Source organism: Microcella alkaliphila (genome assembly GCF_002355395.1).
Classification (GTDB): domain Bacteria; phylum Actinomycetota; class Actinomycetes; order Actinomycetales; family Microbacteriaceae; genus Microcella; species Microcella alkaliphila_A.
This window is the reverse complement of record NZ_AP017315.1, coordinates 2,508,973-2,533,077: the sequence shown is the minus strand read 5'-3', so window position 1 is coordinate 2,533,077 and position 24,105 is coordinate 2,508,973. Positions and strand designations below refer to the sequence as shown.

The 24,105-nt window shown below is 70.3% G+C and carries 15 protein-coding genes and 2 pseudogenes; 11 read left to right on the top strand and 6 right to left on the bottom strand.

Annotated elements, in window-relative coordinates:
* Nucleotides 1-51: 51 nt before the first annotated feature.
* The 6 genes and pseudogenes from CPY97_RS12355 (at nucleotide 52) to CPY97_RS13765 (ending at nucleotide 6,216) form a co-directional block, all read left to right on the top strand.
* A complete protein-coding gene (locus CPY97_RS12355; protein WP_096423088.1) occupies nucleotides 52-1,281 on the top strand; it encodes a multidrug effflux MFS transporter in 1,230 nt (409 codons plus the stop codon).
* Nucleotides 1,282-1,324: 43 nt separating this feature from the next.
* Entirely contained in the window at nucleotides 1,325-1,990 is a 666-nt protein-coding gene (locus CPY97_RS12350; RefSeq protein WP_096423087.1) for a phosphatase PAP2 family protein, read from the top strand.
* A gap of 96 nt (nucleotides 1,991-2,086) precedes the next feature.
* Nucleotides 2,087-3,367 carry a saccharopine dehydrogenase family protein gene (locus CPY97_RS12345; RefSeq protein ID WP_096423679.1) on the top strand — a complete coding sequence of 427 codons (1,281 nt, stop codon included), beginning with the start codon at nucleotides 2,087-2,089 and terminating at the stop codon, nucleotides 3,365-3,367.
* Between the two features lie 10 nt (nucleotides 3,368-3,377).
* The gene (locus CPY97_RS12340; RefSeq protein WP_096423086.1) at nucleotides 3,378-4,631 is read left to right on the top strand and encodes a D-arabinono-1,4-lactone oxidase; all 1,254 of its coding nucleotides are present in this window, start codon (nucleotides 3,378-3,380) and stop codon (nucleotides 4,629-4,631) included.
* Nucleotides 4,632-4,709: 78 nt separating this feature from the next.
* A pseudogene (locus CPY97_RS13770) lies at nucleotides 4,710-5,519 on the top strand (ABC transporter transmembrane domain-containing protein); the annotation flags it as partial.
* Nucleotides 5,520-5,595: 76 nt separating this feature from the next.
* The gene (locus CPY97_RS13765; protein WP_331716234.1) at nucleotides 5,596-6,216 is read left to right on the top strand and encodes an ABC transporter ATP-binding protein; all 621 of its coding nucleotides are present in this window, start codon (nucleotides 5,596-5,598) and stop codon (nucleotides 6,214-6,216) included.
* A gap of 22 nt (nucleotides 6,217-6,238) precedes the next feature.
* Here CPY97_RS13765 and CPY97_RS12330 read toward each other — a convergent pair whose 3' ends face one another.
* The 5 genes from CPY97_RS12330 to CPY97_RS12310 all read right to left on the bottom strand — a co-directional run bounded on the left by CPY97_RS12330 (nucleotide 6,239) and on the right by CPY97_RS12310 (nucleotide 13,161).
* Nucleotides 6,239-8,296: a beta-galactosidase gene (locus CPY97_RS12330; protein ID WP_161494132.1), complete on the bottom strand. Its 2,058-nt coding sequence runs from the start codon at nucleotides 8,294-8,296 to the stop codon at nucleotides 6,239-6,241.
* Between the two features lie 41 nt (nucleotides 8,297-8,337).
* The gene (locus CPY97_RS12325) at nucleotides 8,338-9,852 is read right to left on the bottom strand and encodes an alpha-N-arabinofuranosidase (RefSeq protein ID WP_096423084.1); all 1,515 of its coding nucleotides are present in this window, start codon (nucleotides 9,850-9,852) and stop codon (nucleotides 8,338-8,340) included.
* 73 nt (nucleotides 9,853-9,925) lie between these two features.
* On the bottom strand, nucleotides 9,926-10,804 hold the full coding sequence (locus CPY97_RS12320; protein ID WP_096423083.1) for a sugar phosphate isomerase/epimerase family protein: 879 nt from the start codon (nucleotides 10,802-10,804) through the stop codon (nucleotides 9,926-9,928).
* Nucleotides 10,801-12,012: a dihydrodipicolinate synthase family protein gene (locus CPY97_RS12315; protein ID WP_096423082.1), complete on the bottom strand. Its 1,212-nt coding sequence runs from the start codon at nucleotides 12,010-12,012 to the stop codon at nucleotides 10,801-10,803. The genes CPY97_RS12320 and CPY97_RS12315 overlap by 4 nt, the downstream gene beginning before the upstream one ends.
* A 9-nt stretch (nucleotides 12,013-12,021) precedes the next feature.
* A complete protein-coding gene (locus CPY97_RS12310) occupies nucleotides 12,022-13,161 on the bottom strand; it encodes a Gfo/Idh/MocA family protein (RefSeq protein WP_096423677.1) in 1,140 nt (379 codons plus the stop codon).
* 388 nt (nucleotides 13,162-13,549) lie between these two features.
* On the opposite strand from CPY97_RS12310, the gene CPY97_RS13850 reads away from it, so the two are divergent.
* On the top strand, nucleotides 13,550-17,680 hold the full coding sequence (locus tag CPY97_RS13850) for a hypothetical protein (RefSeq protein WP_096423081.1): 4,131 nt from the start codon (nucleotides 13,550-13,552) through the stop codon (nucleotides 17,678-17,680).
* A 99-nt stretch (nucleotides 17,681-17,779) separates the two neighbouring features.
* Here the strand turns inward: CPY97_RS13850 and CPY97_RS12300 are convergent, their stop codons facing one another.
* The gene (locus tag CPY97_RS12300) at nucleotides 17,780-18,823 is read right to left on the bottom strand and encodes a LacI family DNA-binding transcriptional regulator (protein WP_096423080.1); all 1,044 of its coding nucleotides are present in this window, start codon (nucleotides 18,821-18,823) and stop codon (nucleotides 17,780-17,782) included.
* Nucleotides 18,824-18,982: 159 nt separating this feature from the next.
* Here CPY97_RS12300 and CPY97_RS12295 point away from each other — a divergent pair, with 159 nt between their 5' ends.
* From CPY97_RS12295 to CPY97_RS12280, 4 genes and pseudogenes are all read left to right on the top strand, one after another.
* On the top strand, nucleotides 18,983-20,065 hold the full coding sequence (locus tag CPY97_RS12295) for a Gfo/Idh/MocA family protein (protein ID WP_096423079.1): 1,083 nt from the start codon (nucleotides 18,983-18,985) through the stop codon (nucleotides 20,063-20,065).
* Nucleotides 20,050-20,781 (top strand): annotated as a pseudogene (locus tag CPY97_RS12290) (PmoA family protein); the annotation flags it as partial. The gene CPY97_RS12295 and the pseudogene CPY97_RS12290, both read left to right, overlap by 16 nt.
* A gap of 94 nt (nucleotides 20,782-20,875) precedes the next feature.
* On the top strand, nucleotides 20,876-22,825 hold the full coding sequence (locus CPY97_RS12285) for a beta-galactosidase (protein WP_231924100.1): 1,950 nt from the start codon (nucleotides 20,876-20,878) through the stop codon (nucleotides 22,823-22,825).
* Nucleotides 22,826-22,991: 166 nt separating this feature from the next.
* The gene (locus CPY97_RS12280; RefSeq protein ID WP_096423078.1) at nucleotides 22,992-24,089 is read left to right on the top strand and encodes a glycerate kinase; all 1,098 of its coding nucleotides are present in this window, start codon (nucleotides 22,992-22,994) and stop codon (nucleotides 24,087-24,089) included.
* Nucleotides 24,090-24,105 lie beyond the last annotated feature (16 nt).

The window sequence follows — 24,105 nt, the reverse complement described above, 5'->3', positions numbered from 1 at the left end:
CACTGACGTGTCGACGCCCCGCGCGCCGACGCGCCCGGAAAGGCCACCCGCGTGACGACTGTCGTGCATCCCGGAGACTCGCTGACCCGCCGTCAGCGCCTCGTCTACGTGATCGTGTTGGGCGCACTCACCGCGCTCGGGCCGTTCACGGTCGACCTGTACCTGCCGGCGTTCCCCGCGATCGAGGCCGAGCTCGACGTCAGCACGGCGACGATCCAATTGACGCTGACGGCCACGATGATGGGCTTCGCCCTCGGGCAGTTGCTCGTCGGGCCCTGGAGCGACAAGGTCGGCCGCCGCCTGCCCCTGCTCATCGCCACGAGCGTGCACGTGATCGCGAGTATCGGCGTCGTGCTCGCCCCCGACATCACCTGGCTCATGGTCGCCCGCGTGCTGCAGGGCGCGGGGGCAGCGGCCGGTGCCGTCGTCGCGATGGCGACCGTGCGCGACCTGTTCGGCGGCTACCCGCTTGTGCGCATGCTGTCACGCCTCGCGCTCGTGAACGGCCTTGCGCCGATCGCCGCGCCGATCATCGGCTCGCAGCTCCTGCTGGTGACCGAGTGGCGGGGGCTCTTCGTCTTCCTCGCCATCTACGGCGTCGTCATCGTGCTGGCGTCGTGGCTGTTCATCGTTGAGACGCTACCGCCGGCACGCCGCGTCGACCCCGGCCACTCGACGATGGGCCAGCGCTACCGCTCGCTATTCAGCGACCGCATCTTCGTCGGCATCGCGCTCGTGGGCGGCTTCTCCTTCTCGGGGCTGTTCGTCTACCTGTCGGCATCGTCATTCCTGTTCCAAGACGTCTACGGCCTGGATGCACAGGGCTACGGCCTCCTGTTCGCGATCAACTCGGTCGGCGTCGTCGCGGGCGTGCAGATCGCCTCGAGGCTGGCGAAGTTCGTCGGCCCGCAGTGGATTCTCGGCGTCTCGACGGCCGTGCTCGTGATCAGCGCGACCGCGATCGTCGTGCTCGACTCGGCCGGCGCTGGCCTCTTCGGCACGATCGTGCCGCTGTGGTTCTTCATCACGGCGTGCGGCTTCGGCTTCCCCTGCGTGCAGGTGCTGGCCCTCGCGAACCACGGCAAGGAGGCCGGCACCGCCGCGTCCCTGCTCGGCGCCCTCAACTTCGGACTCGCCGGCACGCTCTCACCGATCGTCGGCCTTTTCGGCATCACGAACTCGGTGCCGATGGGCGCGATGATGGCCGTCTGCGGAGCCCTCGCGGTCGTGTCGCTCTGGGCGGTCGTGCGCCCGCGGACGGTTCCGCCGCTCAGTCGCTGAGCGTTTCCGCGGTCGACAGGGATGCTGCGCTAGCGTCGCGCGCATGTCTTCTGTTCGCGAGGCCCGAAAGATTCGTCGCCGCTGGCCGGTGATCAGCGCTGCCGTCGGCATGGGGGTGGCCGTGCTGCTCGGCGCCTTGATCGCACTGCGTGGCTCGCCGCTCGCGGCCGACGAGGAGTTCATGAACGAGCTGCTCGAGGAGCGCGCCCCCTGGTTCGACCTGCCCGCGCTCTTCCTCGACTGGGTGGGTGGCCACCTCGTCGGCATCGTGATCGTGCCGATCGCGATGGTGATCTGGCTGCTCGCTCTGCGGCGCCCGTGGGCGGCGGGGTTCTCGATCGTGGCGGCGGCCGTCAGTGCCGGGCTCGTGCAGCTGCTGAAGGCGCTGTTCGATCGTGCTCGACCCGAGTTCATGCTGGTGGCGAGCGACGAGGGCTCGTTCCCGTCGGGTCACGTGGCGAACGCGGCGACGATCGCCGTGGTGCTCGCCCTCGTCTTCGGTCTCGAGCGCTCGCGCTGGTGGGTGTGGGTCGTGGGGGCGGCGTACATCGTCGCGATGGCGCTCGCGCGCACCTACCTCGGCGTGCACTGGGTCACCGACACGATCGGCGGCGCCCTTCTCGGGGCGGGGGTCGCGGTGATGCTGTGGGCGCCGATCGCCGACCGGCTGGCGGCTGAGCCGCGGGAGCGCACGCCGCGCGGTGGCTGACGCGAGGGGAGTGCCCACGCGCGATGGGCATCCGTCGAGTATTCGGGATGGGCATCCCTCTTGCGCGTTATTGTCCATCTGGATAACATGGCCCGCATGAAGATTCTCCTCGTCGGCGCGGGAGGCGTCGGAGACGCCATCGCCAAGATCGCCGCCCGCCGCTCATTCTTCGAGCAGATGATCGTGAGCGACTACGACATCACCCGCGCCGAACGCACCATCGCGTGGATCACTGACAAACACGGTGACCAGGGCGAGCGCTTCGTCGCCGCGCAGATCGACGCATCCGACGCGGCCGTCGTCGAGCGTGTGGCGCGCGAGCACGGCGCCACCCACGTGATGAACGCGGTCGAGCCGAAGTTCGTCATGCCGATCTTCCGCGGTGCGATCGCCGCCGGTGCCGACTACCTGGACATGGCGATGAGCCTGTCAGTGCCGCACCCGTCGAACCCCTACGCCGAGACCGGCGTGAAGCTCGGCGATGAGCAGTTCGAGGTCGCCGACGAGTGGCAGAGCGCCGGCCGCCTGGCGCTCGTCGGCATGGGCGTCGAGCCCGGCCTCAGCGACGTATTTGCCCGCTACGCCGTCGACCACCTGTTCAGCGAGGTCGACGAGCTCGGCACGCGCGATGGCGCGAACTTGGTCGTGCGCAACGACGACGGCAACGAGATCTTCGCCCCGTCGTTCAGCATCTGGACGACCATCGAGGAGTGCCTCAACCCGCCCGTCATCTACGAGGAGGGCCGCGGCTGGTACACGACCCCGCCGTTCAGCGAGCCGGAGGTGTTCGACTTCCCCGAGGGCATCGGCCCGGTCGAGTGCGTCAACGTCGAGCACGAAGAGGTGCTGCTCATGCCGCGCTGGCTCGACGCGAAGCGCGTCACCTTCAAGTACGGGCTGGGCGACGAGTTCATCGGCATCCTGAAGACGCTGAACCAGCTGGGCCTCGACAAGACGACGCCGATCCGCGTGCGCAGCGCGAACGGGCCCGTCGAGGTGAGCCCCCGCGACGTGGTGGCCGCCGGCCTGCCCGACCCGGCGACGCTCGGCCCCCGCATGACGGGCAAGACCTGCGCCGGCCTCTGGGTGACGGGCACGGGGAAAGACGGCCAGCCGCGCGAGGTGTACCTCTACCACGTGAGCGACAACGAGTGGACGATGGCCGAGTACGAGGCCCAGTGCGTCGTCTGGCAGACCGCGCTCAACCCGGTCGTCGCGCTCGAGCTGCTCGCGACTGGCGCCTGGACCGGCGCCGGCGTGCTCGGCCCGGAGGCGTTCGACGCCAAGCCCTTCCTCGACCTCATGGCGAAGCCTGAGAGCGAGGGCGGCTACGGCCAGGCGTGGGGGCTCGAGGAGCGGCAGCCGAGCCACGCGTAGTCTTGCGCGGGTGAGCGCACCGACATCCGCGGGCCGTAATTGGGCGGGCAACATATCCTTCACCGCTCCCCGCATCGCGCATCCGACGAGCGTTGATGAGCTCGCCGACCTTGTCCGCACGGCCACCTCGGTGCGCGCCGTGGGCTCGCGACACACCTTTACGGCGCTCGCCGACAGCGCCGAGTTGATGGTGTCGACGGAGGCGCTTCCCGCCGAGGTGACGGTCGACGAGAACGCGCGCACCGCATCCGTGTCTGGCGGCATGCGCTACGCGGAGGTGGCGCGCGCACTCGACGCGGTGGGCTGGGCGCTCGGCGCGATGGCGTCGCTTCCGCACATCACGGTGGCCGGCGCGATCGCGACCGGAACCCACGGCTCGGGGGATGCTGCGGGCTCGCTTGCGAGCGCCGTCACCGCTCTCGACGTGGTGCGGGCCGACGGGTCTCTCGTCACGCTGCGCCGCGCAGACGCCGACTTCGCCGGCGCGGTCGTCGCACTCGGAGCGCTCGGGGTCGTGACGCGCGTCGAACTGGAGGTGGAGCCGAGCTACACCATGACCCAGGTGGTCGACCGGGGCCTGCCGTGGGAGACGGCGCTCGACAACCTCGACGCCGTCATGGGGTCGGCCGACAGCGTCAGCATGTTCACGACGTGGGTCGACCCGGCACGAATCGACCAGGTGTGGCGGAAGACTCGCGGGTCGCTCGCGCCGCCCGCTCTCGACGGCGCGACGCGGGCGGGGGTTCCCGGCCACCCGCTCGACGGCGAACCCGCCGAGAACTGCACCGACCAGACGGGAGCGCCGGGGCCGTGGCACGAGCGCTTGCCGCACTTTCGCGCCGAGTTCACCCCGTCGAACGGCGATGAGTTGCAGTCGGAGTACTTCGTTCCGCGTGACCGTGCCGTCGACGCGTTGAGGGCCATGCGGGCGATCGGCCCGGAGCTCGCGAGCTTGCTCTTCGTCAGCGAGATTCGCAGCATCCACGCCGACGACCTGTGGCTGTCGGGCGCGTACGGGCGCGACACCATCGGCATCCACTTCACGTGGCGCCCCGACATGGCGGGCGTGCGCGCTGTGCTGCCGCGGATCGAGGCGGCCCTCGCGCCATTCGATGCACGCCCGCACTGGGGGAAGGTCTTCACACTGGATGCGCACACGCTCGCGTCACGGTGGCCACGGTTCGCCGACGCCGCCGCTCTGCGCAGGCAGTTCGACCCTGACCGCGTCTTCCGCAACGCGCAGCTCGCCGCCTGGGGCATATAGAGCCCGGGTCGGGCTCGGGAGGCTCGCGCATCGCCGGGCGACGCGCGCTGCGCGGGCCGCATAGGGCAGACTGTACCCATGCGGCAAGCGTTTTCCCACGTGCGAGAGGTGCGCCCCGAGATCGTCGATGGCGCGCATCCCGTGCGCAGTGTCCTGCGCCTGCTCGGCCTGCATCGCTGGCGCATGGTGGGGGCCGTCGCCGCCTTCGCGGTCAAAGAGACGCCCGTATGGATGCTGCCGGTCGTCACCGCGCAGATCATCGACATCGTCGTCGCGGGCGGCCCCGCGACCTCGCTGTGGCTCTGGGCCGGCATCGCCCTCGCCACTCTGGCCCAGCACTACCCGAACCACGTGCTGTACACGAAGCTGTTCATGGGGGCCGTGCGCTCACTGGGCGCCGGCCTGCGCAACGCCCTGGCGCACCGGCTGCAGCAACTCTCGATCGGCTTCCACACGCGCGCGAACTCGTCGATCGTGCAGACGAAGGTGGTGCGCGACGTCGAGAACGTCGAGGTCATGCTGCAGCAGGTCACCCACCCGCTGCTGTCGGCGACCATGGTGCTGATCGGCGCGATCGTCATGACGGCGATCGAGGTTCCGCAGTTCTTGCCGGTGTACGCGCTCGCGATTCCTCTCGCCGTGCTGCTGCGCGCGATCCTCATGCGGCGCAGCCGCGAACGCAACGAGCTGTTTCGTCGCGAGGTCGAGCACTTTTCGGCCCGCGTCGGCGAAATGGCGAGCCTCATGCCGATCACCCGCGCGCACGGTCTCGAGCACGTCGCGACCGACCGCGTCGCGGCGGGGGCGGAGGGCGTGCGCACGGCCGGCTACCGCCTCGACCTGCTGAACGGCCGCTTCGCCTCCCTGTCGTGGGTCACCCTGCAACTGCTCGGCGTCGCCTGCCTCGTGCTCGCCGCCTACCTCGCGATCTCGGGGCTTCTGCCGATCTCGCCCGAGCGGCGCGATCGCCCTCGACGCGGTCACCTTCCGCTACCCCGACGCGGATGCACCAGGCGACCCGCCGACATCGGCCCCCGCCCTCGACGGGCTCACCCTCTCGATCGCCCCGGGCGAGACGGTTGCCTTCGTCGGACCATCGGGCTCGGGCAAGTCCACTCTGCTGAACCTCGTGCTGGGTTTCGTGCGACCCACCGACGGCCGCGTGCTCATCGACGGCGTTGACGCGTCGACGCTCGACCTGCGCGCCGTGCGGCGACACGTGTCGGTCGTACCGCAAGAGTCGGTGCTGTTCGAAGGATCGATCCGCGACAACATCACGTACGGCCTCGGCGACGTTCACGACGCGACGGTCGAACAAGCCCTGCGCGACGCGAACGCGCTCGACATCGTGACGGCGCTGCCCGAGGGCTGGCACACGCGCGTCGGCGAGCGGGGGGCACGCCTGTCGGGAGGGCAGCGCCAGCGCCTGTCGATCGCGCGGGCGCTCGTGCGCGACCCGAGCATCCTGCTGCTTGATGAGGCGACGAGCGCGCTCGACAGCGAGTCGGAGGCCGTGATCGCCGACGCGCTGTCGCGGCTCATGCGCGGCCGCTACGCGCAGCTGCACCGGGTGCAGGCCGGTTGACGACCGGCTGACGGTTTACTGACTACTGCGTCTCGACCGCGACACCGAGGGTTGCGCACGTGACGGCATCCAGCGCCACGAGCGGCTCGCTTCCTGCAGTTGGCCGGCGCGCGGCGGCGTCGCGGGGAAGGTGCACGGCCGCCGCGGCGTGCAGCGGAACCACGCGCACCTCGAGCGCCGACCCCGGCCGCCACCCGTGGTCGCGCAGCCGGACAATCCACGGCGAGCCGTCCCAGAAGCGGTCGAGCACCACGCGGCCGTCGACCGTCAGCTCGGCGACGTCACCCGCCCAGTCGACGGTGAGCACGGGGTCATCGTCGGGGCCGAGCGCGTCAAGCCCGCTCAGCACCCACCGGTGGGCATGCCGTTCGCGCTCGTCGGCGGAGGGCGCCGCCGCCCGCCGCTCGCGCGCTCCGTACCCCGCGGGGACGGGGGCGCCAGTGTCGGCGGCGATCGCCGACACCGCGACGGGGCGCCCGACCGCGCCGCTCAGCGGCAGGGCAACCCACGCACCCGCCCGCGCGTCGAACCGTCGCGCTGACGGCGTGCCGCCGAGTGAGCGCACGACGATCCGGCCCGCGGCGTCGCCCTCGGTGACGTCGAGGAGGCGCGATGAGCGCGCGTCGACCCGCCAGACCCCGGGATGCCCGCAGACGGCATCGACGCCATCTCCGGTCAAGGCGACACCCGCCGCGACCTCGAGCATCACGGGCACCCCGTCGTGCGCAGCGAGCACCGTGACGGGCGAGGGGCCGGGCAGTTCGGTGACGAGCGACGCCGACGCGGAGCCCAGGGTGAGCGCGCCGAGCGGCCACCGCACCGGCCAGTGGGCGAGGGTTCCGGCGGGGAGGTCGACGGGCAGCGCGGGCACCCGGGTGACGATCGGCTCGGTGCCGGCGGCTCCCTCGTCGCCGCCCGGCACTTCCAACTGCACGCCGACCAGAGTCGGCAGCGGCTCGTGCGGCTGATGCCACGAGATGACGAGCAGCGCCGCCTCGCCGTCGGTGCGGGTCGCCCAGCGCACCGTCGTCGTGTCGTCGAGGCCCGTCGGCATCACCTCCGGCAGTCGCGAACTCATGCGGGTGAGGCGCTCGCCGAACGCCTCGAGCAGGGCGTGCTGACGGCGCAGCGCGGCGTGGGTCGGTGTGGCGAGGCCGGCCGCACCGATGGGCGCGTGGAAGTCGTAGTCGTACCGGGGCAGGTCGTTGGGGTACCCGGTGCGCTGGCTCTCCTCCAGCGTGTCGGCGGCCAGTACGGGTACGGGGTTCGCCCCGCCGAGCTCGCACGTGGCAACGGGATAGTGGGCGCCGGGGGCGGGCATGTCCGCGGGCGGCGCGGGGCGTGCATCCTGCGCGGTGACGTCGGCACCGATGCCGGGGTCGTCCCAGACGTGGCTGAAGAAGAAGTGCTCGCGGAAGGTGTCGTGCCAGGGCGCGTCGTGGTCGACCCAGAAGCCGTCGCTGTAGCCGCCGTAGAGCGGCATGACGTCGTCGACGGGCAGCCGAGCGCCCAACCACGCGGTGGCGGTCGTGATCGCGGCGCGCAGTCCGAGGCGCCGGGCGAGCGCGGCGAGGGTGGCGATGTGGGCGGGGTCGTCGACGAGCTCGTTCTCGATCTGGATGCCCACCACCGGTCCGTCGGGGCCGAGCACCGCCTCGAGGTGGCTGGCGAGCGCCCCCCACCAGGCCTCGACCTGAGCGAGGTAGCGCGGGTCGTCGGTGCGAACGGGGTGCGCCGCCGTCGCGACCTCATCGGGGAGTCCGCCGTACCGTGCCTCGCCGTGGCACCACGGCCCGATGCGCAGGATCACGAACAGCCCGGCGTCGGCGGCGGCGCGCACGAAGGCGGCGACGTCGAGCCGGTCGTCGAAGTCGGGTTCCGCGTCAAGCCGCGGCTGGTGGTGGTTCCAGAACACGTAGCTCGAGACGATCGTGACGCCGCCCGAGCGCAGCAGGCGCAGTCGTTCCTCCCACCGCTCGCGGGGCACCCGGCTGTAGTGCAGCTCACCCGAGACGGGCAGGGCGGGTGCTCCGTCGACGAGTACGGCCTCACGGGTCAGCGCGACGCGGGAGTGCGTCACCCCGTGGCGAGCCTGCGGCGTCGGCGTGGCCGCCGCGCCCGTCATGCGGATGCGCGGGCGGCGATCCGCAGGAAGCTCCAGCTTTCGGCGGGCACCGTCAGCGTGGTCGCGGCGTCGTGGACGCTCACCCCGTCGAGCGGCTGCGGCTCAGCGGCGCGCGCCGACTCAGCGGTGTGGCGGGGCCCCTCGTGGTCGGCGACGATGACGCGCGCGTCGGAGAGTGACGCATCGACGAATCCCACGTGATCGATCGTGACCTCGACCGGCTCGGTCGAGCGGTTGGTGAGGCCGACGACGAGCTCACCGGCGTCGGCGTTCCAGGTGACGACGGTCGAGACCGCGTCGACCTCGCCGTGCTTGGCCGTGACGAGCGTGGGGGAGTCGCTGCGCGCATCCAGGGCGACGCCGGTGGCGTGCTGCGCGAGCAGCGCGATCGGGTAGAAGGTCGTCTGGCGCCACGCTTCTCCGCCGGGCTCGGTCATGATCGGCGCGATCACGTTGACGAGCTGCGCGAGGCAGGCGATTGCGACGCGGTCGGCATTGCGCAGCAGGGTGCCCAGCAGGTCACCGACGACGACGGCGTCGATCGTCGAATACACGTCTTCGATGAGGCGCGGCTGCTCGAGCAGGGCGAGGTTGTCTTCCCCGGCGAAGTTGTCGATGTACCAGACGTTCCATTCGTCGACGGACAGACGGATGCGCTTGTCCGAGTGGCGACGGGCGGCCACGGCGTCGGCCGTCGCGATGACCTCGTGCATGAACGCCTCGAAACTGGCGCCGCTCGCGAGGAAGCTCTGCCGGTCGCCGTCGCGTTCTTGGTAGTAGGCGTGCACCGAGATGTAGTCGACGTCGTCGAAGGTGTGCTCGAGCACGACGCGCTCCCACTCGCCGAACGTGTCCATCTCGCGCGACGAGCTGCCGCAGGCGACGAACTCGATCGTGGGGTCGACCCGGCGCATCGCCTGGGCGGCTTGGCTCGCGATCTTGCCGTAGTCGTCGGCCGTCTTGTGGCCGATCTGCCACGGCCCGTCCATTTCGTTGCCGAGGCACCACAGGCGAATCGCGTGCGGTTCGTCGTAGCCGTTGCGGCGGCGCAGCTCCGACCACGTGGTGCCGCCCGGAGTGTTGCAGTACTCGACGAGCGCGGCCGCTTCGGCCGCGCCGCGGGTGCCCAGGTTCACGGCCATCATCGGCTCCGTGCCGGTCTTCCTCGTCCACGCCACGAACTCGTCGGTGCCGATCTCGTTCGGCTCGATCGTGCGCCAGGCGAGGTCGATGCGGCTCGGGCGGTCGTCCCGGGGCCCGACGCCGTCCTCCCAGATGTAGTTGCTGACGAAGTTGCCGCCGGGGTAGCGCACGACGGTCGTGCCGAGTTCGCGCGTCAGTTCGGCGACGTCCCCGCGAAAGCCGTCGGCATCGGCGGTGGGGTGGCCGGGCTCGTAGATGCCGGTGTAGACAGCGCGACCGAGGTGTTCCACGAACGAGCCGAAGATGCGTCGGTCGATGTGTCCCCGCACGAAGGAGGGGTGGACGGTGATGCGGGCGGTGGAGGTCATGAAGGCTTCCCTGTCGGCGGTGACGGGGCAGGGGCGTGAGCGGCGACCGTGACGGCCGCCGTGCATCCGCCTGCTATTTTGCGGTTGTAGACAACATATAGGGCGTGACGGCCTCGGCGAAGCTCTCGCGGGTGCGTCGAGCGACCTCGGCGAACGGCGTCGCCCAGATGTCGGCGTTGAAGAGTTCGACCTCGATATCGCCGCGGTAGCCGGCCTGTTCGACCTCGCGGGTCATGCTGCCGAAGTCAATCACCCCGTCGCCCGGATAGTGGCGGGCGAGCAGGGCGTCGGCGGGCAGCGGCGTCGCCCAGTCGCACACCTGGTAGCTGGCGATGCGACGGCCGCGCCCGGCCCGACGAATCTGCGGCAGGAGCTGCGGGTCCCAGAACACGTGGAAGCTGTCGATCACGACGCCGACGACGTCCGGATCGAACGCTTCGGCGAGGTCGAGGGCCTGCCCGAGCGTCGAGACGACGGCGCGGTCAGAGACATACATCGGGTGCAGCGCCTCGATCGCCAGTTGAACACCGGATGCTCGTGCATGCGGCGCGACGGCGGCGATCGCCTCCGAGACGCGCGCGCGGGCACCGGCGAGATCGCGCGACCCCTCGGGCAGGCCGCCGGCAACGATCACGAGCACGGGGGCCGAGCCCTCGGCGCCCGCCGCGTGCAGCGCCGCCGTCTCGTCGATCGCGCGACGCACCTCGTCGAGGGCGTCACGCCGGGACGGCTCCTTCTCGACGGTGAAGAAGCCGCCCCGACACAGGGAGGAGAAGCGCAGGCCCGAGTCGGCGAGCATGCGGCAGGCCACCTCGAGACCGACCTCGGCGACCGGTTCGCGCCACAAGCCAATGCTCTCGATGCCGGCCTCGCGCGTGACGGTCAGCGCCGTCTCGAGGTCGGCGTGCTTGATCGTGGCCTGGTTCAGCGACAGGCGCGACGTCGTGCTCATACGGCGGCGCTCGCGAGGGTGTGGACGGGAGGCGACGACGGCGAGGCGAGCGTCGCGATGCCGTTCAGCGCCAGCATGGCGTGCCAGCGTTCGGCCGCCAGCTCGGGCTGAGTGAGAGCCCCGGCGGCGTTGGCCAGCTCGACGATGCGCGACAGGTGCGGCAGGCTGCGCGCCGCGTGGAGGCCGCCGACCATTCGGAAGGCGCTCTGGTGACCATTCAGCCACGACATGAACGCGATCCCCGTCTTGTAGTAGAAGGTGGGGGCCGCGAAGATGTGCCGAGATAGCTCTTCGGTCGGCCCGAGCACGCGGCGGTATGTGGCCGTGTCTCCGGCATCGAGGGCCTGGATGGCGGTGGACGCGAGGGGCGCGAGGGCCGCGAAGGCGCCGAGCAGGGCATCTGAGTAGCCGTGCTCGTCGCCCTCGATGAGCGAGACGTAGTTGAAGTCGTCGCCGGTGAACATGCGAGCGCTGTCGGGCAGCCGTCGGCGCACCGCGATCTCGGCGTCAGCGTCGAGCAGGCTCATCTTGACGCCGGCCACGACGTCAACGTTGTCGGCGATGATCGCGAGCATCGTGCCCGCAGCCTGGGTCTGGTCGCTCGACCCGAAGTACCCCTCGAGCTGCGGGTCGAAGGCGGTGCCGAGCCAGTGCAACACCACCGGGGTGGTGGCCGACTCGAGCACGGCGTTGTAGACGCGACGGTAGTCGTCGGGGCCCTCGGCGACGCGCGCGAGGTGCCGGCTCGCCATGAGCACCGCACCCGCGCCGGTCTGCTCGACGAACGCGAGCTGCTCGCGATAGGCGTCGATCACGGCGGGGAGAGAAATCACCTCGTCGCCGATGTGGTCGGTGTTGACACCAACGACGAGGGAACCGTTCACTGACGCTGCCTCGGTGGCGCTGCGGCCGATCAGCTCGCGGGTGGCCGCAGCGTCGAGGCCCATGTTGCGCTGAGCCGTGTCCATGGCGTCGGCGACGCCGAGACCCCACGACCACACCTCGTGCCGGAAGGCGAGCGTCGCGTCCCAGTCGATGTCGGCGGGATGCCCGGGCACCGTTTCCGATGCGGTCTTCGGAACGACGTGGGCGGCCGCGTAGGCGACGCGCGAGCGGAGCGGCGCCGAGGGTCGCGCCGTGGCGAGGGTCTCTCGCAACTCGGTCGTACGCGCCGATCCGTCGGCGGCCAGAAGGGTGAGGTGGGACATCGGCGATACCTAGACGCGCGCGCCCGAGACGCTGATGGTGGGCAGGTCGACGCGACGACCCGAGCGCGACGACTCGAGGCCTTTCTCGGCCAGCAGCATGCCGCGCGCACCGGCGAGGAAGTCGTAGTGGTGGGGAGCGTCGTTGACGACGTGGCGGATGAAATCTTCCCACTGCGTCTTGAAGCCGTTCTCGAACACCTCGTTCGTCGGCACGTCGAGCCAGGTCGAGGCGTAGTCGATCTCGTCGACGAGGTCGGGGTTCCATACCGGCTTCGGCGTCGCGTTGCGCGGTTGAATCTTGCAGCCGAAGAGGCCGACGACCGCGGAGCCGTGCGTGCCGTCGACCTGGAACTCGACGAGCTCGTCGCGGTTGACCCGCACGGCCCAACTCGAGTTGAGTTGCGCGACGATGCCGCCCTCAAGCTCGAAGATCGCGTACGCCGCGTCGTCGGCGGTGGCCGGGTAGGGGCGACCCTGTTCATCGACGCGTGCCTGGATGTGCGTGACGGCTCGGGCATAGACGGACTCGACGCGACCGAAGATGTTCTCGAGTACGTAGCTCCAGTGCGGGAACATGTCGACGGTGATGCCGCCACCGTCCTCCGCGCGGTAATTCCAGCTCGGCCGCTGCGCGGGGTGCCAGTCGCCCTCGAACACCCAATAGCCGAACTCACCCCGCACGCTGAGGATCTGACCGAAGAAGCCGGAGTCGACAAGGCGCTTCAACTTCTGCAGGCCGGGCAGATACAGCTTGTCGTGCACGACGCCGTTCTTGACGCCCGCCTCGGAGGCGAGTCGGGCGAGCTCGAGCGCGTCGTCGTAGTTTTCGGCGGTCGGCTTCTCGGTATAGATCGCCTTTCCCGCGGCGATGGCCTTCTTGATGGCGGCGGCGCGGGCCTTGGTCACGAGAAAGTCGCCGTAGATCTGCCAGGTGGGGTCGGCGAGAGCCTCGTCGAGGCTGGTCGTGTAGTCAGGAATGTCGTGACGCTTCGCCAGCTCGGCGAGCTTCTCTTCACTGCGCCCCACGAGGAGGGGGCGCACCTGCACGCGGCGTCCGTCGGCGAGTTCGACACCGCCCTGCTCGCGAATCGCGAGGATCGAGCGCACCAGATGCTGGCGGTAGCCCATGCGCCCGCTGGCGCCGTTCATGATGATTCCGATTGTCGACTCTGACACGTGTGGCTCTTTCTGGTGCGGCCGGGAGGGTGTGAGCACCACCCGGATGGGAAAGCGTTTACCGCAGTGTAGGGCAGGTGCGTCACCGGCGCAACACCCCGGCGTGGCGCGCCCGTGGCCGCCGCGCGACACGGCCAGGCATTGCGGCGAGGGGGCGCGTGGGGTTGCGCAATCACGCCGCGGGTGTAACGATCATTCCGTAGTGGAATGCGTTTTCCCACTCTGTCACGGTTCCGGCCCGACATCGACGGCGGCTGGCGCGGCAGAGTGTCGACGGGGAACGCGGATCCCGCCACGCCGTCCTTAGTCAACGACGTCTCAAGGAGTTTTTTCGTGGATTCCCCCGTTTCCCGCCCCCCGCGTGGCACCGCCCGTCGCACCCGGCTTCCAGCCGCTCGATCGCACGATGGCGTACACCGCTGAGCGCGGCTATGGATTCGTGACGACCACCGGCCTCGACGACCGAAACCGCGGCGTACAGCCGGGCGAACTCGGTGCCATGACCGGTGACTTCGTCATTTCGGGCGCGCCCTTCGAGGTTCGCATTGACCTTCCCGACGGTTCCTACGACCTGCGCACCTGGAGCGGCGACACCATCGCCTCGAGCAACACGAGCTTCGAGGTCGACGGTGTTTCGCTCGGCGGAGGACAGGTCGCATCCGGCCTCGTCGCGGAGGTCAGTCGCGGGTCGATTGTCGCCGAGGGCGGACATGTGATCGTGCGCATCTCCGGCAATTCGATCCGGCTCAACGGGCTCGAATTCGTTCCGACCGCACCGCCTGCCGATGACGACAGCGAGTTCAGCGGCATCCTCCTCGACGCCGGCCCCGTCGGCGCGCCCGTGGCGCCGGGATGGACAGCGCTCGACCGGTCCATGACGTATACGCCCGAGCGCGGTTTCGGCTTCGCGAATGTCTCGGGCCTCAACGATCGACTCCGCGGTGCCGAACCGGGCGAGCTCGGCGACATGATCCGCGACTTCGTGATCTCGGGGGCGCCGTTCGAACTGCTCGTCGACGTGCCCAACGGCACCTACGACGTTCGTACCTGGAGCGGCGACACCATCGCCTCCAGTCAGACGACCTTCGCCTTCGAAGGACAGCCCAGCAGCAACGGCAATGCCGCCTCGGGTTTCGTCACCGAGGTCGACCACGGTTCCATCACCGTGACCGACGGGCAGTTGAATGTGCTCATCGGCGGCAACTCGTCACGCTTCAACGGCATCTCGATCATCCCGACCCTGCTCGCGCCGACGGGCCTCGCCGTGACAAGTCTCGATCTCAGCACCGACCCATCGAGCGTCACGCTTGCGTGGGATCCGGCCGAGGACGTCACCTACAGGGTGCTGCGCACGGGTGAGGGTGACGCGCGCGCGACAGTGCTCGGCGAGACGGCCGAGTCGAGCTTCACCGATTCCACCGCCCGGCTCGGTCGCGACTATCGCTACGCGGTGGTGGCCCTCGCTGACGACGGCCGCCAGTCGGTCCCGTCCGACGAGCTGCCGGTCGGCCTGATCAACCCCGACGTGGATGCTCCCGAGGCCCCGAGCGGGCTTGCCGTCACCGACATCGACAAGAACCTTGTCGAGCTGTCATGGGCGCCGGTCGAGGGGGCGCGTTACTACCTCGTGCAGCGTGCGCCGCGCGTGGACGGGCCGTTCCTGACCGTCGGCGAGAGTGCATCCGCCTCGTATTCCGACACCGACATCTTGACGGCGCTGTCGTTCTTCTACCGCGTGATCGCGGTCAACGAGGGCGGATCGTCCGAGGCGTCAGCGGTGCTGCAGTCAGAGGCGGCAACGGTGCTTCAGCGCCAGACCGAGTACCTCGATCGCTCGCCGGCGGCCCTGCCCGTGGACGAGGGCGTCCTCGTCTCGTGGCGACTGCTCGGCACCGACGATCCGGACCTCGGCTTCCACGTCTACCGAGACGGTGTGAAGATCACGGATGCGCCGATCACCGCGTCGACAAACCTGCTGGACGCTGCGGGGGACACCACCTCCACGTATCTCGTCACGAGCATCCAGGGGGATCGCGAGGTCACCGCAACCGAGACGTTCGGCGTGTGGGACGAGACCTACTTCCCGATCCCGCTGAACAAGCCCGAGGGGGGAACGGTGCCCGGCGGGCAGCAGTTCACCTACTCGGCGGGTGACGCCACCGTTGCCGACCTGACGGGCGACGGGCAGTACGAGTTCATCCTCATCTGGGCGCCGTCGAACCAGCGCGATAACTCGCAGAGCGGGTACACGGGCAACATGCTCATCGACGCCTACACGATGGAGGGCGAGCAACTGTGGCGCATTGACATGGGTCGCAACATCCGCGCCGGTGCGCACTACACGATGCTGCAGGCATTCGACTACGACGGCGACGGCAAGGCCGAGCTGGTGTTGAAGACCGCCGACGCGACCGTCGACGGGCAGGGTGTCGTCATCGGCAACCCCGACGCCGACTTCCGCAACAGCGGTGGGTACATCCTGAGCGGCCCCGAGTTCCTCACCCTGTTCGACGGTGAGACCGGTGGCGCGCTGCACACGATCGACTACACGCCGCCGCGCGGCAACGTCGGCTCGTGGGGTGACACCTACGGTAACCGGGTCGACCGGTTCCTTGCCGGAACCGCGTACCTCGACGGAGAGACGCCCAGCGTCATCTTCAGCCGCGGTTACTACACGCGCACGGTGCTCGCCGCCTACGACGTGGTCGACAAGCAACTGGTCGAGCGCTGGGTCATCGACTCGGACACCACGCCGGGCGCTGGAGCGCTGTACGGGCAGGGCAACCACCAGCTGTCAATCGCCGACGTTGACGGCGACGGACGCGACGAGATCATCTTTGGCCAGGCCACCGTCAACCACGACGGCACCCTGCTGTACAGCACGGGCCTCGGCCACGGCGACGCCCTGCACGTCGGAAATCTGATTCCCGACCGCGCGGGCCTCGAGGTCTTCGGCGCGCACGAGAGCATGGGGGAGTCGGGCAACCGCGGCGCCACCATGCGCGACGCCGAGACCGGCGAGATCATCTGGTCGATCCCCGCCACCCGTGACACGGGCCGCGCAGCGGCCGCCGACATCGACCCGCGGTTCCCCGGAGCCGAGGGTTGGGCAATCGGCGGTGACGGCGCGTTCAACAGTCCCGTGGGGCAGCTGCGTGCATCCGATGGTTCACTGATCTCGACCACCATCCCGGCCGCGAACTTTGTGGCGTGGTGGGATGGCGATCCGCTGCGCGAGATTGTCGACCACGATTGGGATGGCTCGATCAGCCGCGGCCAGCCGACGATCACGAAGTGGAATTGGGAGACCGAATCCATCGATGAGGTGTTCCGCCCCGACGGTGTGATGTCGATCAATGGCACGAAGGGCACCCCGGTGCTGCAGGCCGACCTGTTCGGCGACTGGCGCGAAGAGATCGTCTGGCCGACGATCGATTCGACGGAGCTGCGCATCTACGCGACGCCGCACGTCACCGACACGCGCATCCACACCCTCATGCACGATTCGCAGTACCGTCTGGCGGTGGCCTGGCAGAACGTCAGCTACAACCAGCCGCCGCACCCGAGCTTCTTCATCGGGCACGACATGGAGCGCCCGGCGATGCCGCCGGTCGCGATCGTGGGCGGGCCGACGGCGGAGGCCGATGAGTCGGCGCCGGTCATCACGGGCGTGCAGGATGCTCTGCTCGCCGAGTCGGCGGCGCTCGATCTCGACGTGGTCGCCACGGACCCGGAGTCTGGCGTGCGGACCGTCGAGGTCACCTTCGACGGCGAGCGTGTCGCTGCCGATGCGAGCATTGCGCTGGACGGCCTCGTCGGCGAGCGCGCGCTGGTGGTCACTGCGGTGAACAACGAGGGGCTCACGTCGACCGTGTCGGCGACGATCACGGTCTTCGCCGACGAGGGCGCGACGGTCGCCCCGGCGCGCGGAAACCTGTCGACGACGAGCGGCTGGGACTACGGCCTCGCCGACGGTCACTTCGCCGTGATGATGAACCTGTGGTGGGGCGAGAACGGCAGCGTGTATCGCCTCTATCAGGATGGCGAGCTCATCGATCAGCAACTGCTGACGCCGAATTCGCCGAATGCGCAGCTCGCGTCGACCTGCATCAGCGGATTGCCGAACGGGCGCTACGTGTTCACGGGCGAGCTGATCAATGCCGCGGGGGTGACGGCCACCACCTCGGTCACCGTCGTCGTTCGTGACGCTGCGCCGGGCGTGCCCGTCGTCAGTCACACGAACCACAACGGCAAGGCATCGACGTACACGGTGACGACGAACCTGTGGTGGGGAACCAACGCGACGTCGTACCGGCTGCTCGAGAACGGCGATGTCGTTGACGAGCAGGAGCTCGTCGCGCAGACGCCGCTCGCACAGAGCGTCTCGTTCGTCGCGGAAGATCGCGCGCCCGGCACGTACACATACGTCGCCGAGTTCGTGAACGCGGCGGGGGTCACCGAGAGCCGACCGGTCACCGTGCGCGTGCGGTAGCCATCGACTCGGGATGCGCGGGGCGCGGTCGTTTTCGAACGGTCGCGCCCCGTTCGCTGCCGCCCCCGCATCGCGGCGGCGTGCACCGCGTGTCGGCCGCTACGCGCGGCGCGGCGTGGAGGCGCGCAGGACGACGTCGCCACCGATCGTGACGGTGGCGACGCTCGTGCGCTGGTCGGCGGTCAGCGCCAGGTGGATCGCTTCTGCTCCGACGTCGGCGAGCGGTAGGCGCACCGTCGTGAGCGCGGGGGTGACGTCGCGTGCGGTGTCGATGTCATCGAAACCCGCGATGGCGATGTCGTCGGGGACGCTCACCCCTCGATCGCGCAGGCGCGAGAGGGCGCCGATCGCCATGACGTCGTTGACCGCGAAGACACAGTCGATGTCGTCGATTCCGTCGTCGAGCATGGCGTCGACGGCGGCGATTCCGCCGTCACGGGTGAAGTCGGTGCGGTAGACGCGGTCGTCATCGAGCGCGAGCCCGAACTCGCCGAGCCCGTCGCGAAAGCCCTGCAGGCGGTCGCTCGACGTCAGCAGCGAGCTGACGCCGGTGAAGGCCGCGAACCGGCGGTATCCCTGGTCGACGAGGGCGCGGGCGAGGTCCCGAGCGCCCGCAAGGTTGTCGATCTGCACCGTGTCGAAGGGCAGCGAGCGCTGCGACACGATGACGACCGTGCCGCCGGTTTCTTCGTAGGCGGTGAGTTCTTTGACGAGGGAGGCTTCCAGTTCGGTGCCGGCGAATCGTGAGCCGGTCAGCACGAGCACCCGGGGGCGTCCACCGCGCAGGGCGCGGACGAGCTCGAGTTCGCGCTCGGCGCTGCGCTCGGTCATCGCCATCGTGACCAGCAGTCGCGCCTCTTCGGCACCGCGAATGACGCCGGAGGCCATGCTTGAGAAGTAGGGGTCGGCGATGTCGCTGACCACGAGGGCGACGGTTGACGCGCTGCCCTTCGCGATGGCCTGCGCCGACTGGTTCGCGACGTAGCCGAGCTTGTCGGCGGCCAGCAGGACGCGCTGGCGCAGTTCCTCGTTGACCTTGCGTGTACTGCCGTTGATCGAGCGCGAGGCGGTGGCGAGCGACACCCCTGCCTCGCGCGCGACATCGTGCAGTGTCGCGGCACTGGTGCGCGTCGCCTCGGTCACGGGGTGCCCTTTCGTTCGGGAAAAGTTTTCCCGTCGGGGCAGACTTTACACAGCCGGTGGCGGGCAGGCGGGGCAGGCTTGCCTTGACGGTGCGTCTTGGATAACGTTTTCCCAGCGCGCCAGGCGAGCGCCGACGCCCCCAACGACGAGAGTGAACGAATGCGATACCGCACGACGATCATCGGCACTGGCGCGATCGCCCACGCCCACGCCGACGCGGTGGCGGCCCATGCCGAGCGATTCGAGCTGGTCGCCGTGTGCGACCTCGACGCCGAGCGCGGGCGAGAATTCGCCGACCGGCACCGCGCATCCGCCGTCTTCGACGACGCCGAGCGGATGATCGCGGAGACGCGCCCCGATTTCGTGCAGATCTGCACGCCCCCCGGCTCGCACGTGCCGCTCATGATCGCGGCGCTGCGGGCGGGCGCGGTGCCGATCGTCGAGAAGCCGCCGGCACTCAGCCTCGCCGAGCTCGACGAGGTCATCGCGGTCGAGCGTGAGACCGGGCTGGCCGCGATCGGCGTCTTCCAGCAGCGCTTCGGGTCGGGCGCCGACACGCTCGCGGCGATGATGGCCGACGGCGTGCTGGGTCGGCCGCTCGTCGCCACCTGCGAAACCCTCTGGTATCGAGACGCTGACTACTTCGCCGTTCCCTGGCGCGGTACCTGGCAGAGCGAGGGCGGCGGGCCGACGATGGGGCACGGTATCCACCAGCTGTCGACCCTGCTGGGGCTGCTCGGCCCCTGGAGCGACGTGCGGGCGGTGGCCCGGCGGCAGTCGCGCCCGACCGAGACCGAAGACGTGTCGGCGGCGCTCGTCACGTTCGCGTCGGGAGCCGTCGCGACGGTGGTCAACTCGCTCGTCTCTCCCCGGGAAACCAGCAGGGTGCGCATCGACTTCGAGCACGCGACCGCCGAACTCGAGCACCTCTACGGGTACACGCGTGACGCGTGGCGTTTCACCCCGGCGCCGGACTCGCCGCACCTCGCCGAGCGGTGGGCCGCCGACACCACGCACCACGAGAGCAGCCACACGGCGCAATTCGCCGACGTGCTCGATGCCCTCGACGCCGGTCGGCCCGCGCCGGTCACGATGGCCGACGCGCGCGAGCTGCTCGACCTCGCGGCGGCGACGTACAAGTCGGCCTTCACCGGAGCGACCGTCGCGGCCGGCGAGATCGGCCCCGGCGACCCGTTCTACACGTCGATGCGCGGAACCGGCGCCCCGTGGGAGACTCCGTGAGCTTTACCCTCGCTTCCACCGCCGAAGCGCTGACGATCACGCACTCCGCAGCGCCCGCGCCGCTGGCCACCTACGTGTACGCGCCCACGACACCGGCCCTCGAGTCGCCGAAGCCATACCTGCATCCGCTGCGCACCCTCGCCGGGCGGGAGGTCACCCTCTTTCGCCCGCACGACCATGTCTGGCACAAGGGCATCGCGTGGGCGCTGCCGAACGTCGGCGAGTTGAACTTCTGGGGCGGGCCCACCTACGTGCACGGCCGCGGCTACGTGCAGCTCGACAACAACGGTCGGGCCGAGCACGCCGGGTTCCACTCGGCGGCCGTCTCGCCGTCGCGCGACGGAGTCGACATCGACGAATCGCTGCACTGGTCGGCGCCCTCCGGCGTGCCCGTCATCGACGAGCGGCGCCGTCTGCGGGCCGCCCTCGGCGACGACTGCTGGATGCTCGTCATCGACACCGAGATGACGAACGTCTCAGACGCCCCACTCGCCTTCGGCTCGCCGACGACGAAGGGGCGCGAGAACGCCGGCTACGGCGGCCTGTTCTGGCGCGGGCCGCGCTCGTTCACCGACGGTGTGGTGCGCTCGGCGGCGGGCGACGGTGGTGACGAGGTGCGCGGCAGCCGCCACCCCTGGCTCGGCTTCACGGGTCGATTCGACGAGGTCGACGCGTCCGCCACGGTTCTGATCGTCGACGACCGCGACAACCCGCGCCACCCGCCCCAGTGGTTCGCGCGGTCCGAGCAGTTCGCGTGCCTCAACCCCGCACTACGGAGCCGACTACAACCCCGAGCAGTGGCCGGAAGAGATCTGGCCGGAGGACGTCGCGCGCATGCGGGAGGCGGGCGTGACGATGGTGAGCGTCGGCATCTTCTCGTGGGCGCGCATCCAGCCTGCCGAGGGCGTGTTCGATTTCGAGTGGCTCGATCGCGTCATCGGCCTGCTGCACGAGGCGGGTATTCGCGTCGACCTCGCGACCGCGACAGCGTCACCCCCGCCGTGGGCGGGGCTCGCGTACCCGGGGCTGCTGGCCGCCGACGAGAACGGCGCGCCGTACTGGCACGGCAGCCGACAGCATTACGCGCCCTCCTCGCCCGACTACCGGCGACTGGCGGGCGAACTCGTCCGACGCCTCGCAGAACGCTACGCCGAGCATCCGGCGATCGAACTGTGGCACGTCAATAACGAGTACGGCTGCCACCTGCCGGTCGACTACTCCGATGCCGCGCGCGACGCGTTTCGACGCTGGCTGCGCGGGCGCTACGACGACATCGACGCGCTGAACGCTGCGTGGGGAACGATGTTCTGGGCGCAGGCCTACGCGTCGTTCGACGAGGTCATGCCGCCGAAGAAAGCGCCGTACAGCCACAACCCCGGTCAGCTGCTCGACTACCAGCGCTTCACGAGCGACATGTGGCTCGAGTGCTACCTCATGGAACGCGACATCATTCGCGCCGCCGGCGCCACCCAGCCGATCACGACGAACTTCATGGGCCCGTTCAAGCCCGCCAACTACGCGCAGTGGGCACCCCACCTCGACGTCATCAGCGACGACAGCTACCCCGACCCGAACGACCCCGACAGCTTCCGCGCCGCCGCCTTCCAGCGTGATCTCGTGCGCTCCCTGAAGCCCGATGTGCCGTGGATCCTCATGGAGCAGGCCACGAACGCGGTCAACTGGCGCCCGTCAAACGCCCCGAAGCAGCCCGGTCAGATGGCGGCCCTCAGCTGGCAGTGCGTCGGCCGCGGGGCTGACGGCGTGATGTTCTTCCAGTGGCGTCAGTCTCGCGCCGGCGCCGAGAAGTTTCACGCGGCGATGCTGCCGCAGGCCGGCACCGACACGCGGGTGTGGCGAGAGGTCACCGCCCTCGGCGAGGCGTTCGCGCAGCTTCCTGCGCTGTCGGCCGGCCCCACGGATGCGCGGGTCGCGCTCGTCATGGACTGGGAGAACTGGTGGGCGCTGGAGGCCCCCGACCATCCGGTCGCCCTCGAGTACCTGCCGGTGCTGCACCGGTGGCACGCGGCTCTGCACCGTCGCCACGTTCAGGTCGACGTCGTGCCGCCGTCGGGCGTGCGCGACCATCACGCGCTCGCGATCGCCCCGCTGCTGTACCTGTTGCGCGACGACGATGCGACGCACCTCGCCGGCTGGGTCGAGCGCGGAGGCCACCTGCTCACGGGCCCCTTCACCGACGTGGTCGATGAGCACGACCGCTTCCGCCCCGGCGGGTTCACCACTCAGTGGCGCGACATGCTCGGCGCTGAGGTGCTCGAGTTCAATGCCCTCGTCGATCCCGGGGCCGCCGAGGGCGAGCCGGGCCCGCGCGAGGCCGGCTATGCCGGGGCCGACGCGCTGACTCTCGCCGGCGCCGGCCACTACGTCGCCGAAGAGTTGCGCGTGCACGACGCGAGCGTCGAGGCGCGCTTCATCGACGGGCACGTCGCGGGCGGACCGGCGCTCACGGCGCGGCAGCACGGTGCCGGGGTCGCGCGCTACCTCGCGACCGTGCCCGACGATGCGGGGGTGCGGGCGGTCGTTGACCACGTCCTCGCGGAGGCGGGCGTGCATCCTGTCGTTGCGGGCCTGCCCGCCTATGTCGAGGTGATGCGCCGCGGCGATCTTGTGACGGTGATCAACCAGTCGTCGATCGGGGTCGCCGTCGAGCTGCCCGGCCGCGACTTTCTCACCGACGAGCCGGTGGGTGCCGTCGAGCTGCCCGGCTTCGGCGTGCAGCTGCTGCGCCACCCCGCGCGGTGAGGCCTGCTGCGCCACCCCGCCGCGCGCTGGCCGGGCGTGAGTTGCGTGTTGTGGTTGCCTCAGTCGCCGCGACACCGCCACAACGCGCAACTCACCACTGCGCGGCGCCGCCGCACGCTCGTAGGGGCGGGTCGACGGGGGCGCGGCGGGCGGAGGTGGTGACGCGATGACCCGCATCGTCATCGCGCCCGACTCGTTCAAGGGCACGATCGACGCGGCGGACGCGGCCGCGGCGCTCGCCGCCGGCTGGCGCAGCGTGCGCGCCGACGACACGGTGGTCGCGACGCCGATGGCCGACGGCGGCGAGGGCACCCTGGAGGCGATTGCGGCCGCAACGCCCGGGGCGTCGCGCGTGCCCCTGACGGTCACCGGCCCCGACGACCGCCCCGTCGACACCCACTGGCTGCTGCTGCCCGACGGCTCGGGAGTCGTCGAGCTCGCCCTCACCTCGGGCCTCCCCCTGCTCGACGAACTCGCGCCGCTCAGCGCGCACACGATCGGTTTCGGCGAGGCCATCGCCGCCGCGCTCGACCACGGCGTCACGCGCATGCTGGTCGCGATCGGCGGAAGCGCGTCCACCGACGGCGGCGCCGGGATGCTCGCAGCGCTCGGCGCCCGCTTCGCACCCTTCGCAGGCGGTCACCCTCGCGGCCCCGCCGCCGTTTCTCTCATCGAGGGCGTTGACCCCTCTGAGCTGCGGGCGCTGCCACCTGGCGGGGTCGTCGCGCTGACCGACGTCGACTCGCCGCTCACGGGCGAGCGCGGCGCGGCTGCGGTGTTCGGCCCGCAGAAGGGGCTCGCCCCCGTCGACGTGTCGTGGGTCGACGCGGCGCTCGCACGATTTGCCGGGCTGCTCGGCGCCGACCCGGCCACGCCGGGTGCGGGGGCCGCCGGCGGAACCGGGTTCGCATTGCTCGCCTGGGGCGCATCCCTGCAGTCGGGTGCCGTGGCCGTCGCCGACGCGATCGGGCTCGACGTGGCGCTCGCCGGCGCCGACCTGGTCATCACGGGCGAGGGCCGCTTCGACGGCCAGACGGCGGCGGGCAAGGTCGCCCACGAGGTGGCGCGCCGCGCCGACACGGTCGGCACGCCCCGCGCCCTCGTCGCGGGGGCGATCGCGGCCGAGCCGCGCGGCTTCGCCGCCGCGGTGTCGCTGACCGACCTGGCCGGCGCCGCGCAGGCGGCGATGGCCGACCCGGCCCGCTGGCTGCACGCGGCCGGCGCCCAGCTCGCTCAGAGTGTCACGCCGCATGACGCTCGGTAACGGCTCGTGTCACGAC

Bases quoted from the DNA above. Each gene is read 5' to 3' on its own strand.
- CPY97_RS12345 (WP_096423679.1), top strand. From the start codon at position 2,087: ATGAAGATTCTCCTCGTCGGCGCGGGAGGCGTCGGAGACGCCATCGCC.
- CPY97_RS12350 (WP_096423087.1), top strand. From the start codon at position 1,325: ATGTCTTCTGTTCGCGAGGCCCGAAAGATTCGTCGCCGCTGGCCGGTG.
- CPY97_RS12310 (WP_096423677.1), bottom strand. From the start codon at position 13,161: ATGAACGGCGCCAGCGGGCGCATGGGCTACCGCCAGCATCTGGTGCGC.
- CPY97_RS12280 (WP_096423078.1), top strand. From the start codon at position 22,992: ATGACCCGCATCGTCATCGCGCCCGACTCGTTCAAGGGCACGATCGAC.
- CPY97_RS12320 (WP_096423083.1), bottom strand. From the start codon at position 10,804: ATGAGCACGACGTCGCGCCTGTCGCTGAACCAGGCCACGATCAAGCAC.
- CPY97_RS12315 (WP_096423082.1), bottom strand. From the start codon at position 12,012: ATGTCCCACCTCACCCTTCTGGCCGCCGACGGATCGGCGCGTACGACC.
- CPY97_RS12295 (WP_096423079.1), top strand. From the start codon at position 18,983: ATGCGATACCGCACGACGATCATCGGCACTGGCGCGATCGCCCACGCC.
- CPY97_RS12325 (WP_096423084.1), bottom strand. From the start codon at position 9,852: ATGACCTCCACCGCCCGCATCACCGTCCACCCCTCCTTCGTGCGGGGA.